The sequence below is a fragment of the Serratia sp. JUb9 genome, assembly GCF_014298095.1.
In the GTDB taxonomy this organism is placed as follows: domain Bacteria; phylum Pseudomonadota; class Gammaproteobacteria; order Enterobacterales; family Enterobacteriaceae; genus Serratia_B; species Serratia_B rhizosphaerae.
In genome coordinates, this window is the sequence record NZ_CP060416.1 from 832,903 (window position 1) to 847,439 (window position 14,537).

The 14,537-nt window shown below is 44.4% G+C and carries 14 protein-coding genes and 1 pseudogene; 9 read left to right on the forward strand and 6 right to left on the reverse strand.

What is annotated here, in order from left to right:
- Positions 1-48 precede the first annotated feature (48 nt).
- Positions 49-516, reverse strand: coding sequence for a hypothetical protein (locus tag HF675_RS03945; protein WP_187044090.1), 468 nt, complete (start codon positions 514-516; stop codon positions 49-51).
- Positions 513-1,331: a winged helix-turn-helix domain-containing protein gene (locus HF675_RS03950; protein ID WP_004958696.1), complete on the reverse strand. Its 819-nt coding sequence runs from the start codon at positions 1,329-1,331 to the stop codon at positions 513-515. Before HF675_RS03950 ends, HF675_RS03945 begins: the two co-directional genes overlap by 4 nt.
- Positions 1,332-2,138: 807 nt before the next feature.
- On the opposite strand from HF675_RS03950, the gene HF675_RS03955 reads away from it, so the two are divergent.
- The 6 genes from HF675_RS03955 to HF675_RS03980 all read left to right on the forward strand — a co-directional run bounded on the left by HF675_RS03955 (position 2,139) and on the right by HF675_RS03980 (position 8,523).
- On the forward strand, positions 2,139-2,540 hold the full coding sequence (locus HF675_RS03955) for a winged helix-turn-helix domain-containing protein (RefSeq protein WP_187044091.1): 402 nt from the start codon (positions 2,139-2,141) through the stop codon (positions 2,538-2,540).
- 136 nt (positions 2,541-2,676) lie between these two features.
- A complete protein-coding gene (locus HF675_RS03960) occupies positions 2,677-3,219 on the forward strand; it encodes a fimbrial protein (RefSeq protein ID WP_004958687.1) in 543 nt (180 codons plus the stop codon).
- 74 nt (positions 3,220-3,293) lie between these two features.
- Positions 3,294-3,974, forward strand: a complete 681-nt coding sequence (locus HF675_RS03965; RefSeq protein ID WP_102991097.1) for a fimbria/pilus periplasmic chaperone — start codon at positions 3,294-3,296, stop codon at positions 3,972-3,974.
- Positions 3,975-4,026: 52 nt separating this feature from the next.
- Entirely contained in the window at positions 4,027-6,681 is a 2,655-nt protein-coding gene (locus tag HF675_RS03970; protein ID WP_370569828.1) for a fimbria/pilus outer membrane usher protein, read from the forward strand.
- A 27-nt stretch (positions 6,682-6,708) separates the two neighbouring features.
- Positions 6,709-7,839: a fimbrial protein gene (locus HF675_RS03975; protein ID WP_187044092.1), complete on the forward strand. Its 1,131-nt coding sequence runs from the start codon at positions 6,709-6,711 to the stop codon at positions 7,837-7,839.
- Between the two features lie 108 nt (positions 7,840-7,947).
- Positions 7,948-8,523, forward strand: coding sequence for a helix-turn-helix transcriptional regulator (locus tag HF675_RS03980; RefSeq protein ID WP_187044093.1), 576 nt, complete (start codon positions 7,948-7,950; stop codon positions 8,521-8,523).
- Positions 8,524-8,592: 69 nt separating this feature from the next.
- Here the strand turns inward: HF675_RS03980 and HF675_RS03985 are convergent.
- Both HF675_RS03985 and HF675_RS03990 read right to left on the reverse strand, forming a co-directional pair.
- Positions 8,593-8,718: pseudogene (locus HF675_RS03985) on the reverse strand (integrase core domain-containing protein); the annotation flags it as partial.
- A 29-nt stretch (positions 8,719-8,747) separates the two neighbouring features.
- On the reverse strand, positions 8,748-9,440 hold the full coding sequence (locus HF675_RS03990; RefSeq protein WP_088499789.1) for an IS3 family transposase: 693 nt from the start codon (positions 9,438-9,440) through the stop codon (positions 8,748-8,750).
- Between the two features lie 346 nt (positions 9,441-9,786).
- On the opposite strand from HF675_RS03990, the gene HF675_RS03995 reads away from it, so the two are divergent.
- Positions 9,787-10,080, forward strand: a complete 294-nt coding sequence (locus HF675_RS03995; RefSeq protein WP_039992980.1) for a hypothetical protein — start codon at positions 9,787-9,789, stop codon at positions 10,078-10,080.
- A 402-nt stretch (positions 10,081-10,482) separates the two neighbouring features.
- Entirely contained in the window at positions 10,483-11,523 is a 1,041-nt protein-coding gene (locus HF675_RS04000) for an IS630 family transposase (protein WP_004966524.1), read from the forward strand.
- Between the two features lie 81 nt (positions 11,524-11,604).
- Here the strand turns inward: HF675_RS04000 and HF675_RS04005 are convergent, their stop codons facing one another.
- A complete protein-coding gene (locus tag HF675_RS04005; protein ID WP_255427333.1) occupies positions 11,605-12,012 on the reverse strand; it encodes a hypothetical protein in 408 nt (135 codons plus the stop codon).
- 480 nt (positions 12,013-12,492) lie between these two features.
- On the reverse strand, positions 12,493-12,807 hold the full coding sequence (locus HF675_RS04010) for an NIPSNAP family protein (RefSeq protein WP_187044094.1): 315 nt from the start codon (positions 12,805-12,807) through the stop codon (positions 12,493-12,495).
- Between the two features lie 475 nt (positions 12,808-13,282).
- On the opposite strand from HF675_RS04010, the gene HF675_RS04015 reads away from it, so the two are divergent.
- The gene (locus HF675_RS04015; protein WP_187044095.1) at positions 13,283-14,527 is read left to right on the forward strand and encodes a SidA/IucD/PvdA family monooxygenase; all 1,245 of its coding nucleotides are present in this window, start codon (positions 13,283-13,285) and stop codon (positions 14,525-14,527) included.
- Positions 14,528-14,537 lie beyond the last annotated feature (10 nt).

Consider the following 14,537-nt stretch of genomic DNA (forward strand, 5'->3'; position numbering starts at 1 on the left):
CCTTCAGTCCCAGGATATGCAGGTTATTAGGATCACCTATTGAGCCCGTTACTTTGTACAGTAAAAAGAAGGGATTTCGCGTGAGGTAAATAAGTAACTGTTTTGCTTCAGCGGATAGATGCCGAAATTTATTGTGGCGTCTTTTATAAGGTAAAAGTCAGGAACGTTTTTTTTCATTTCGTCGGTATTACTTTCATCATCCAACTGGACGCTGGCATTCGTGGTCGTTAGAAAATAGCTGGTATTTTCTCTGTCGTATTTAAACAGAACCTTCCTGCTAACGGTTTTTAGCGGGCCAGGACCATCAATCATACTGCCCTCAAGGGTAGCGATACCGTCACCATTATTAAATATAAAGCGAATGATTGAATTTATCTGTACGTCATTCATCTGAGTAGTATAGCGAGCGGTACAACTGAACTGGTTATCATTTTTAACTTCAATAGTGCGCATCGCCACATTACTCGCAGAGAACAACGCGACCAGGCTAACGATATAAATGACGGTCTTTTTCATGAGGAATAGACCCCACGCAAATTATACGAAGCACAGCGTAACGTCTTTTTCCGTTCATCGAATGGCTTATTACAGGTAATCAGTGAAACAACTGGAATGAACTGGTAAGCGGTGACGTAAACATAGGGGTAAAGACGACAGTTCAGATTAATCATTTGCAGCGCTTTCTGATGGATAGTGTAATCTTCAGCATCGTTATTAACATAGATATGACACTGTCCACTATTTTTAAGCGCAGTGTAAGAATTAAAGTAGGGCGTAAAATCTTTTTCCCGCGTCAGCAGGTAGTAATGTGCGGCGGTGATCGCTAATAGCAATAGTGCGAGCATGGCGTACCATCTACGTAAATTTCCCTCCCGTATGGTGACAGCAGGAAGGGGCGCTTCATTTAGTTGTGGTGAAGACTTATTTGCCGTTGATTCTTTATCTTCCAACGGCAGTATTGCATTTGGCACAGCTTTATTAACACTATCTATCTCAACAACTTCAGCCCCTTCATTTAGCTTAAATCCCTGCTTAGGCACGGTCACCACCAAATCGACAGGCTGTTCAATGATAGCCTTTAACCCTCTCCTTAGTATGGATATGTTCTGATACAGCGTATTCGGCGGGACGGTATCACCCGCATCACCCCATACAAAGTTGAAAAAATCATGCTGTGGAACAAGATCGCTTCTTCTTTCAAGGAGTAACAAAAAACACCGGCTTGCAGGTACATTGATTGAAATTGTCTTGCGTTCTGCACCTCGTGAGACCAAAGAGTGTTCTTCTGGCCAGAATTCGAGGACATTATTAATCAAATAGCCTTTGCTCATAGATGAAACCCTGTTTGCCTGCACTTGCTCAGAGATGAAATCCTGCTTTTCAGCGTCTTAATGGCATCTTAACTGTACACTTTTCGCCCTTATTAAGATTACAAAGCATATTATAGTTGCATTAAGAATTTTTTTGGAAAATTTTCTTAGTATTGCCACAAACGTTCTTTCGCTAAAGGTTTTCGGTATAACTTATTGATATATAGTAATTAATTTGCATTCGTTGCTGTTTTGTTATGTTTTTTGCTGTATAAATTTACAATAAGAATATTTAACCGATCTCATAAAATAACGGATCAGATTTTATTACGACGACTTCACTTCTATTAAGGTGAGGGAGTGCATAATATTTGTCGCATCAACAGGGGCCACACAGTCTCCTGACTTGATGAAAAAGAATTAGATGTGGATAGATGAGTTTAAGGATATATGAGTTTGATGTTTCTAATTTGTTAATGATAAACATCAAAGGTTTCATAATAAATGAGGAGCGGTTTTATTCTCTTTATATAGAACCAAAAACAGCATAATCACTTGATGATTTAGATGCGGCCAAGATTGGATGAAAATTTTAATTTTAAGCAAAACCTTGTAATTAAATGCTGTGTTTTTTTGTTTTTTAGAACCAAAAACCAGCTAAGAGGTTTCTTAAGATGTTCGCTGTGATTTTTTGATGTGATTGTCAACGTTGCAGCGAAGAGCATAGTATATGTCACCGCAAATAACAGCAGGTTAATAACAAGAGTTGTTTTTTTCCTGTTTGTTAGGTGAGGATGTGAAAGGAGAAGTAATAACAAGGAGACTTGGATGAGTAATACTAATAAACAGATATTTGGGTACTTCATTCATCCTAATGTACAGGTTGATGTTATTCATAGCAGGATAATCAATATCAACTCTGTCGTCGCAGAAGGGGGTAAAGGAATTATTACCCTGAGAACAACCATGATGCGTTTGCTGAGTTATTTACTTGAACACGCTAATGGCGAAATTATTCTGAATGATGAAATTTTACTTAACGTTTGGGATAAGCATGAACTGAGCTCATCAACTCAACGATTGTGGCAGGTTATGCAGGCACTCAAACAGCGGTTAAATGTGGTAGGCATTCCGGATGATTTTATTATACGTGTGGAGACGAAAGGATTTTTTATTCGTGAGGGCGTTGTTACGCCTCTCTATTATAAAAAGTTATTAAGTATTAGTTAGTAGTATCTCTATATGAAGAATGCGTTCTTCTGTAGATAAAAATATACCCTAGTGGTAAACCTGAACGTAAATCCATCACCTGGAATAAGTGGATTTATTTAATTAAATAAAATGTCGTAATTGAAAAGGAAATATCATGAAAAAGTTAATCGTTGCTGCTGCTGTTGTTGCTGCTTTCGCTGGTGTTAATGCGCAGGCCGCTTCAACTGGCACCATCACTTTTAACGGCGAATTGACCGCCACGACTTGTGACGTAATCGTTGATGGACAGACTGCAGATGCTACCATCGTTTTACCAACTGTTAGCGTTAATCAGCTGACTACTGCTGGTCAGACTGCAGGCCAGACTGGTTTCAACATGTCTCTGAGCAACTGTGAAGGCACGCTGAAAACTGCTTCTGCTTTCTTTGAGTCTGGTTCATCTGTGGACCTGGTAACTGGTCGCCTGAAAAATGTTTCCGGTACTGCTACTAACGTTGGCCTGCAGCTGCGTGACGCTTCAAGCGCATCTAACGCAGTTATCCAGGCGGGTAACTCAAACCAGACCAGCAACACCACCTATGTTGATGTTGCTTCTGGTTCAGCTAACCTGCCTTACAACGTTGAATACTATGCAGACGGCAAAACCACTGCTGGTACCGTTGTTAGCAACGTGATCTACTCTATTCAGTACAAGTAATATTGCCTATATAGAGAGGGCTTGCCCTCTCTACTTTTTCCTTAATGAGGTGTTGTATGAAAAAGTTTGCCCGGATGTTAAATATTTTCAGTGTGTTTGCATTGTGTCTGGCGAGTGCAACATCTTATGCCAGTATCGTTATCAGTGGAACTCGTGTTATCTACCCCTCTGATGCCAAAGAAGTTACCGTTAAATTAAATAATGTAGGCGTAAGCCCGGTGCTTATCCAAAGCTGGATTGATACCGGCGACGTCGAAGCCAAGCCTGACTCTATTCAAGTGCCATTTATTATCACTCCCCCCATGAACCGCGTCGATCCGGCTAAAGGCCAAACGCTGCGTATCAGTTCTACCGCAACGTCGCTGCCTACCGATCGCGAAAGTGTGTTTTGGCTGAACGTGTTGGAAATTCCGGCCAAAAAACAGGCTAAAAGCAGTGAAAATCTCCTGCAACTGGCTTTCCGTTCTCGCATCAAATTGTTCTATCGCCCTACCGGACTGCAGGGTAATGCGAATGATGCAGGTAATGCACTGACCTGGCAGACCGTTTCTGGTGGAGTAAAAGCGACAAACCCAACGCCTTACTATGTATCTCTGGTGACGCTTTCCGTTAATGGTAAGCAGGTCGAAGGTGAAATGGTCGCGCCTAAATCATCGCTGACGTTTAAATTACCAGCGTCATCAGGAAGTAAAATTAGCGGTGAGTTTGTTAATGATTACGGTGCAATAAATAAGTTCGAAAATACTATTAAATAATATTCACCGGAAGTTCTAATTATTTCAGCATCAGGGGTTGAAAGGGATCATTATGCGTAAAATTTCTCAAGATGGATATTCATGGAGAATATCCCCGCTCGTTCTCGCTTTATTTACTGCTTTGCCAGTGACGAAAGTATGGGCAGAGGTCATGCCTGTGGCAACACAGGAAATAGAAAAAAACGTGGAATTTGATCCGTCGTTTCTTAACCTGGCTAACAATACTTCCGTTGATTTATCGCGTTTTGCTAATGGCGCCTCTGCATTGCCGGGTATTTATCGCACTGCGGTTTATGTCAATAACCAGCTTATTAGCAACGAAGAAATTAAGTTTGTTGTACGTGATGACAAAACGGTTTTTCCCTGCCTAACACCCTCGCTGTTAAAGAATATTCCCTTTAATTATGAAAAGCTTCCGTCAGATGCACTGACTGCAGGCAGCGGTGGGCAAGAGTGTGTTGACCTGGAAAAACAACTCCCGGAAACCCAGATCAATTTTGATAGTGGTGAACAGCGCCTGGATATCACTATCCCGCAAATTTATATTAATAAACTGGCTCGTGGCAGCGTGAGTCCGGCATTGTGGGATAGCGGCGTACCCGCTGCGTTTGTCGGTTATAACCTTAATGGCTATAACAACCGTTCACGCGGTACATCAACAAATTCTTTTTATGCCGGATTAAATGCCGGGATGAATATCGGTGCCTGGTATTTACGCCATAACGGTTCTTATAACTGGATGGATAACGGGCCGAAGCAATACAACACTATTAATACCTATTTGCAGCGCGATATTCCTGTGTTGCAGGGTCGGGTATTAATGGGGCAATCAAATACCCCAGGACAGGTATTTGATACTCTGCCGTTCTCTGGTGTCCAGCTGGCAAGCGACGAACGTATGCTGCCGGAATCACAGCGTGGCTATGCGCCGGATATTCACGGTATTGCCCGAACCAACGCACGCGTCACGGTAAAACAGAGTGGCCAGGTCATTTATGAAACCACGGTCACGCCAGGCGAGTTTCTGATTAATGACCTGTATCCCACCGGCTACGGCGGCAACCTTGAAGTTACCGTGCATGAGGCTGACGGCAGTGAACAGACTTTCCTGGTGCCGTATGCTTCTGTGGCCCAACTCTTACGTCCCGGATCTTCACGTTACTCCGTGACGCTGGGCGAAGCGCGCAATGACAATATCCGCGGCAAACCTGCGCTTTATCAGGCGGTTTATCAACGTGGACTGACCAACGCCATCACCGGTTACGGCGGCGTGCAGGCGAGTCAAAACTATTATGCGGTGCAGTTAGGTGCAGCCTTGGGGACGCCAATCGGCGCGCTGGCGTTCGATGCCACTCAGGCGCGAACCCATTTGGGTAAGAGCAGCGATGAATCTGGCAGGGTTAAGTCCGGCAATACCCTGAGTGGGCAGAGCTATCAGATCAGTTACAGCAAAGCGATCAGCGAAACCAACAGCAACCTGTCGCTGGCGGCCTATCGTTTTTCTACTAACGGCTATATGGATTTTATGACCGCGATGCAAACGCGTGACGCGGTTTCTGAAGGAGTGGACCCGAATACCGTCTGGCGTGCAAAGAACCGCTTTACCGTTACTGCGGGCCAGGGATTACCGGGTAACTGGGGACAGTTTTATGCCAGTGGTTCAGTACAAAATTACTGGAATAAAGAGGGTAGCGATAGTCAGTTTCAGGTCGGTTACAACAACAGCTATAAGCGTCTGACCTATGGACTGACGATGAGCCGTAGCTTCTCCAATTACGGACGGGCGCAAAACAACTATTTGTTAAGTTTTAGTCTCCCGCTGGGACGTGCTGATAGCAGCCACACGCCACAGGTTCGCTTTGATCTTAACCATGACAACAACGGTCGCTATGGAGAACAGGCAACTATCTCCGGCACCGGTGGGGCGGAAAACCAGTATAGCTATGGCGTAACGGCAATGAATGCTAACCAGGGTGCAGGCACCAGCGGCTCGGTAAATGGACAGTATCGTAACCAGATGACATCGATGAGCGGAACCTATAGCGCAGGGAAACATTATCAGGGCGCTTCCGTGGGCTTGACAGGTTCGGTGATTGCTCACCCGGGCGGTGTTACGTTGACGCCTTATACCTCTGAGACGATGGCAATCGTCGAGGCAAAAGGAGCCAAAGGTGCAGCGGTATCTTCTTATCCGGGCGTGTATATCGACCGATTTGGCTATGCGGCGGTGCCTTACCTGAATCCTTATGCGCTGAACGAAGTCAGTATCGATCCGAAGGGCATGGCTAACGATGTGGAGCTGGAGAACACTTCGCAGAAAGTAGCACCTTACTCTGGTGCGGTGGTCATGCTGAAATATAACACTCGCCGCGGGACGCCGGTGCTGGTGACCTCAACGCTTAACGGCGAACCGGTACCTTTTGGCGCGAACGTTGTAGACAGTAATGGTAATAGCGTGGGTTCTGTAGGGCAGGGCGGACAGATTTATGCACGTGTAGAAAAAGAGCAGGGAACCCTTCGCGTTAAATGGGGTGATGCACCAGACCAGCAGTGTTCTGTGTCTTATCGTCTGCCGACTAAGGCGAAAAAAGATGCTGCACAGTTTGTAACGCGCTTTAACGCCGCGTGTGAAGGCGTTGCGGGTGCGATATCGCAAGGAGCGGGACAAATGGCACTGACAAATAAAGACAGTACTCCTTACGGTTGATAAAAACGAAATAGCACTGAGGTTAATATGAAACAACAGTTTGCCAGAATATTAAAAAATACATTACTTATTGCCTTTGCTTTGATGAGTGGTTCTGCATTAGCGATAGATTGTCATTATACTGCCCAGGCTTGGGGAGAAGGCGGGGATATGGGATCGATACCTGAGGATTCTACCGTCGATTTAGGCGGGATCACTATCTCTGTAGGGGAAGATATTCCGGTCGGCAGCGTGGTATTTACTTCACGCCAGTCCAGTATCGCAAATTTAACCAATGGGGTGGCATGTAATGCACCCTTTGATTTAACCAGCAATATTGATTATTTAACGAAGCCACTTCCAATTGCATCATGGTCGGGATCTCCCACCGTATATGAGACTGGAGTACCTGGATTAGCTGTTTACTTATCAACCTATGATAGTAAAAATCCGTTTCCTCAGCATTTGCCTTATATAAATAATGCACCTGGGGGAGGATTTAAGACTCAACGCACAGGGTATGACCTTAGTATCATAAAAATTGGACCGGTAACGCCCGGCATTATTAATGGTGCTCAGTTGCCAACGCTGCGGGAAACTATTCCAGCTAAGGCTGGTTATACCGGGCTGCCACTAACGCTTAAGACGCTGCGTTTTTCCGGTAGTCTGCTGATTAAGTCAGAAACCTGCATCACACCGGATCTGACGGTTAATTTAGGAAAATATGATACCAGTCAAATCGGGAGCATAGGCGCAGCAACTCCGTGGATTAACTCATCACTCCAGCTTAAAGATTGTCCGATATTTTACGGCTACTATCCGAAGGCGGCGGTGAACTGGCAAAGTGGTTCGGGTACGCTAAATCAGGGCACGGCAAATCGTAATATGCTTGGTCTTTCATTGCGACCGAATAACGGCATTATTGACGCTACTCAGGGTATTATGGCTATTGCGTCCGGCAGCAATGCGGCCAGCGGAATCGGTATACAAATTGCGTCTGGTGAGGTAAGTGGTTCGCCTGTGAATTTTAATTTTTCCCAGGAAAAACCCTACTACGCACCGTCAGGTGAAGGTAAAAATTATCGTCTCCCTTTAGTTGCACGTTATATTCGAACAGAAAAAGAAATAAAACCTGGTCAGGCGAATGGTAATTTAACTTTTACTATCACTTATAAATAATGGTTTAACTGGAAATTCAGGAGTGGTTATCAATATTTTCTGAATGAATTTATTTTCAGTCAAAGCGCCTCGTATACAATGCCTGGCGCTGACCTGAGGAAAAAGGGTATGTCAACGTATAGTTATATACTTCTTTCAGAGGATTTATTCCTTTGTCGAGCGATGAGCGATAAATCTTTAGGGTTGCCACCCATCAAGTGTCATGCCAGTGAATATTCATCAGCCGGTATGGAAACGCAAGAGAAAAAGCTTATCTTATTAATTGATAGTCGGCTACCCTCTAAAATTATTAGCCTGTGGCAAGGGATCTATACGAGTATCTATCGTTGCGTAACGCCTGTAATGTTAGTTTTTCCCATGAATGCAGGGAAAGAAAACTCAGGTGTAAGCTGCCACTGGATTGATATGACATCTACCATGCTGATGTTTAAACGCGAGTTGGAAAAAATAAATTGTGATATCCGATATGAGTTAAAAAACACCAGTGTATTCAATAATAGCGATATCCGGTTAACCAAAAGAGAAAGTGAAGTATTCAACTTTTTTATGTTGGGGTTTACCGTCAGAAAAATAGCAAAATTTTATAACCTCAGTGAGAAATCGGTTTATACACACCGACGTAATATCATGCAGAAATACGGGTTTCAAAACTTTAATAATTTTTATCGACATCTGATCAAATAATAGCTTGCTGCCGTCACTAAACGTGGACAGTAAGTTGTGATCCCTTCCCAATATCGGTGCCAGGATAAATCAGAGATCCGGGCCTGTTTGCAGGCTTCGGATAAATTCTGCCGGAGTCTGGTTATTTAACGAGGAATGTGGCCGGTATTGGTTATATTCCTGCCGCCAGTGCTCGATCTTCTCCTGAGCATCTTTGTAATGGTCAACTAAAACCGGACACGGATTTAGGCACATTGTTGTAATCGGCGTTCATATTCATTCGGCGATATATTTCCCAGCCGGTAATGCCGCCGCTTCAGGTTATAAAAACTGTCGATATAATCGATAACGTCTGCAATACCCTGACTTCGCGTTTCATAGCGACGGTAGTTAACTCGCTCTCCTTTCAGGCTGCGGAAAAACCTCTCTGTAACCGCATTATCCAGACAGTTGCCCTTGCGGCTCATACTGCCCGTCACATCAAGCTCCTGCTGGCATAATTGGAACTGAGCGCTGGTATACTGCGCCCCTTGATCGCTATGGAACACCACAGACCCTGTTGGTCGTCGTTTATTTACTGCCAACCTTAAGGCCCGGACGGTCAAGTCGCTGTCCGGTTTGTCTGAGAAGGCCCAACTCACTATTTTTCTTGAACATAAGTCCATGACGATAGCCAGATATAACCAACCCTGAGCGGTACGCAGATAGGTAATATCACCTGACCACCAGGTATTCAATATCTCTGGATTAAACTGTCTATTCAACAGATTAGCGGCAACGACAGCAGGTTTTCCACCGCGTGGATAGCGATGGCGCCCGGGGCGTTTAGCTACCAGTAATAAGGTTTTCATTATCTGCCGAACGCGGTATCTGCCCACGTTAAAACCTTGTTCTCGTAACTCGATGCACATACGCCGGCTGCCATATGTGGCATCCATTTCTGGACTGGTACAACAATCGCCGGCTGCTTGAGCGACTCGGGCACATCCCCCCGATTGAAGCAGAAAAAGCGTATTACGCTTCCATCGGGGAAAAGGATCTGGCAGCCTGAGTTCCCGGACTTAACTCTCTCCCATAAAACCGGGGCGGTTCAGCCATTTTGAGCTATGTCATCTTACCCAAAATAGTGTTTTCTTTTTTTATGCCTAAGACTACCACGTTGTTTTTCGTACTTGTCAGTATTGAGTATTAATTCGCCATGTGGATAATTTGTAACCATCGAAACTGGGAGGCGTAATGATGTCACCCGTAGGCTAAAAAGCATGATGTAGTGAGGGAATAACGATGAACCATCAACGTGAGTTGATCACTCCGGCCGTCTCCGCTTCTCCCGTGGCACGCTGTACTTTGATTAAAAAACTCGGAGGCTATGGCTTTATCGAGTGTTCACTACTGGTGAGTTTTCTACAACTGTTTTGTAATGAAGAGCTTGGTGTGATTGAACTGCAGTATATCAGGGATAAAGCTAGAGAATTCCTGGTTAAACATGATAATCAAAGCGATTATTTTTCTGCCATGAGACAGATTTCCCAAGACACTCATGATGCTATTACCCGTATTATTAAAGTACCACTCTGAATATTATTTGTCTGTTTCGCGGATGTCAGTGACTGATCGCCGGGCATAACAGATCTCTTAACGACCATGCCACCAATTAAAAATGGGGGCGCTGTAACAGCCGGGAATATAAATTTTTACTGAATGATATTATGGAATGTTTCTTAATTATATGAGTCTCTTCCCTATTTATAATGTCTAAATTTAATCACCTGTCTGTTTGTTAACTAAAGGTGAATTAAAAATGAAATGCATTGTTGGACGATTTTACAGTATTGTTCTTATTTATTTCCCCATGTTATTTTCCATGCCCACTTTAGCTAAATAGCTGCGCGGAATAGTAGATCACTTTGAGGGAACTCAGTCCGGATTGTGCGATCTGATCAATCGCTGAATATCCCAAATCACTAACCGGACTGAGCGATGCCGATCATAGCACCTATTCCCCGTGACGAACGACGCCTGATGCAGAAAGCAATCCATAAAACGCACGATAAAAATTATGCCCGCAGGCTGACTGCCATGCTGATGCTACATCGGGGTGACCGCGTCATCGACGTTGCCAGAACGCTCTGCTGTGCCCGTTCCTCCGTCGGACGCTGGATTAACTGGTTCACGCAGTCAGGTGTTGAAGGCCTCAAATCACTCCCCGCAGGGCGTTCCCGTCGCTGGCCTTTTGAGCATATCTGCACGTTATTACGTGAGTTGATAAAACACACTCCCGGTGATTTTGGCTATCAGCGTTCACGCTGGAGTACCGAATTGCTGGCAATAAAAATCAATGAGATAACCGGATGTCAGTTACATGCCGGGACCCTTCGCCGCTGGCTGCCATCGGCCGGGATGGTATGGCGCAGGGCCGCGCCAACTCTGCGTATCCGTGACCCGCATAAGGATGAAAAGATGGCGGCAATCCACAAAGCACTGGACGAATGCAGCGCAGAGCATCCGGTATTTTATGAAGATGAGGTGGATATCCATCTTAATCCCAAAATCGGTGCGGACTGGCAGCTACGCGGGCAGCAAAAACGCGTGGTGACGCCGGGACAGAACGAAAAATACTATCTGGCCGGAGCACTGCACTGCGGCACGGGCAAAGTCAGCTACGTGGGCGGCAACAGCAAAAGTTCGGCGCTGTTCATCAGCCTGCTGAAGCGGCTTAAAGCGACGTACCGGCGGGCGAAAACCATCACGCTGATCGTGGACAACTACATTATCCACAAAAGCCGGGAAACCCAGCGCTGGCTGAAGGAGAACCCGAAGTTCAGGGTGATTTATCAGCCGGTTTACTCGCCGTGGGTGAATCACGTTGAGCGGTTATGGCAGGCGTTGCACAACACGATAACGCGCAACCATCAATGCCGTTCAATGTGGCAACTGCTGAAAAAGGTACGGCATTTTATGGAAACCGCCAGCCCATTCCCCGGAGGAAAACATGGCCTGGCAAAAGTGGAGCGGTATTAGGCGCAGCTATTTAGTAAGGGAGCAAGTAACGTACTGAATAAACCGAACAAATGATTGGTTAAAGTTCAGATGGCTAATGAATTAGCCATCTGAATTACCTCGATAGTTATAAGGACTGCTATCCCCTGAGCTAACTTTTGTTTTTCCTGAATACCATCCGGGACCTAAATCTCCAAAAGCTTTATACTCAAAAGCGTCATCTCTATGCGTAGGAGGTGGAGAAAAAATCGAAAGTACTAAAAGTGAAATAGCTGTTATAAAAAGAGCTATCAGCAGGAAAATAATCCCACCAAGCGCTAAAGCTACCAGCATGCATAGTGAAATAAAAATTAAGGGAGTACGGCCAACCCAGCTTGGCAGCTTATGATCATGTGCTTTAGCCACACAAAAAGCATCCCACCTCAGAATGGTACCTTTAATACGCTTCCACAGGCTCGCTATACGCATGCCACGTTGATAGGCGTGGTACTGCCTTGTTTCGTTCATCATCACTCCTTAACCAGATGATAACCTGACTTCATCCTAGCTCAAATAACAATCAATTGCTATTTTCCAGGTTCCTTAGGTGGCAGATGCACAGGTTTATTTTTCTGGGGGGGTATAGAGAATTATTGCACGGTAAGCTTGTTTTTTGAAAAGTTTGAGGTTAACTCTAGGTTTATTCTCTGCCGCTTGCATCGATATCAACTTGGCTATCTAACTGTATGAAATTGAAAGGATAAAGCGTGTCTATCTGGCAGGGAGGGAAGGTCTCTAGAGAGGGCAAAAGAGGGCTAAATTAACGTTAAATGTACGTGTGCGCTCGCATTCACAGTATCCTAGCTACGGGAAATAGGTGTTTATTTGTATCCGTTTTCTGAAAAAAACTATAACTGTAGTAATGAACATCGATGTTGATACAGGGTGAATTATTAATTTAAACACCCTCTATTATACTTTTTAATTGGCATTTTTGTTAGCTCAGAGGCATCAATCTGCAAACGTTTCTCCCGGAATGACGACTCGGTGACTGTCATCAATCATATTGATGATTACGCTACGTGGGCCTTCGCGCCACCGAAGGTCGGCGTAAAATTGAGTAAGTTGCTCTTCCATTTTTGACATACTTTGAAATTTTCGCACCAGATAATATCGTTCGGGATCGTGAAGTGAATTACCAAATCGTAATATATTCACGCCACATTGTCGATGTAGCGGCACACTCTGATTTTCCATAATATCGTGAAATGCGGCGCCTGTTCCAGGTTTTAACGTGTATTGGAGCACTTCGATTACTGTTGCCATACTGTTCATCGCCTCGCTTTCTGTGCCTGTTGTCATGGCTAGACTACTATGTATTAAGCCTGCGGATATGATGAAATTCCTTCTGCTTAGGTACCACTATACCGCAAAGCTCTCATCTTTGTGCTTCTATGTATCTACATGTTTAATTTGAAGTTTTAACCAAATTTCTCGCGGTGAAATGAATAATGATGGCCTTCGGTTAGTCAAAAATTTCTAATAATGCTGTTAATACAAACAGATTATCCTGCTGTGATAACTCATTTTAAAATGTTACTTCAAAGTTACCATTTGTATCTTTGTGTGTATTGTTTGCGCAATGATTAGGTGCTAGCTTTGTTTGACCCACAAAGATTGTGGTTGCTAAAAGTAACATAATTAGCAATGGAAGTATTTTTCCAGGGAAATGACAGGGAGCAACCACTCGCAATCAATAATGCGAGGTTTGCTATGTACAAAATGGATTTAGGAAAATTTAATGCAACACATCGACCTATTAATGATCGGCTGCGGCCCGTCAAACCTCTCTGTGGGTGTCGCTCTTGAAGAGTGTACTGAAGCCCATAATATTAGATCTTCCCTTATTATTGAAAAAGATGCTTCTGTTTGCTGGCATCGAGGAATGTTATTTCCCGAAGCACAGTCTCAGGTCTCCTTTCTGAAAGATTTGGTCACGCAGCGCGATCCAACCAGTCGATTCAGTTTTCTCAATTACCTGCATAAATCGAAACGCCTGGACAGCTTTATAAATCTGCAGACGTTTAACCCCTATCGTAAAGAGATTTCGGATTATTTGCAGTGGGTGGCAGATAACTTGGAAAAAACTCAGGTCGTCTACAACAGTAAAGTGACAGAGGTGTTGCCTGAACTAACGCCGGAAGGGGAAATAACCGGCTGGCAGGTGTTTGTTGAAGATGGAGAATGTTACCGCGCAAATCGCCTTATTTTCGGGGCAGGTCGCGACCTCAATGTACCAGCCGTTTTTGAAAATGTCTCACAGGATAATGTGATCCACAGCGCTAATTTCTTGACGGCTCTTGAACATATGAGTAGTCAAAGAATTAATAACATCGCAGTGATCGGTGGCGCGCAAAGCAGCGCCGAAATGTATCAATCCTGCATAGAGAATTTCCCGACGGCCAATATCACCATGATCATGCGTTCTATTGGATTGGTGAATTATGAAGGAAGTCAATTCACCAACACGTTATTCCAGAATGACTACATCAACACGTATTTCAATTGCGATAATACGACCCGTGAAAAAACCTTGACGGCCATGCATACCACCAATTATTCCGGTGTGGCGCCATCAACCTTGTCAGAGCTCTACCGTTTTCATTATTTGCAAGATATGCGCGGTGAAAACCGAGTTGCAATGTTGACGCAATGCGATCTTTTACATGCGGTAGACGATGACGGAGGTGTGTTGATCACCTGGCAAGATAACAAAACGGGCCACACTCATTCTGCACGTTTTGACGTGGTGTTGTTGGGGACGGGATATAAGAATAAGACACCGACACTATTCGAAAATTTGTCAAATCAACTCGATATCGAACAGATCTGTGTCGACCGTAATTACCGTGCTGTCCTGCCATATGCCCCCGGCGTCTCTCTGCATCTGCAAGGGGTTAACGAAAATACACACGGTATTGCGGATTCTTTGCTGAGTGTCCTGGCTTTCCGTTCAAAAGAAATAATTGACGACATCACGGACTGATTTTAGGGGA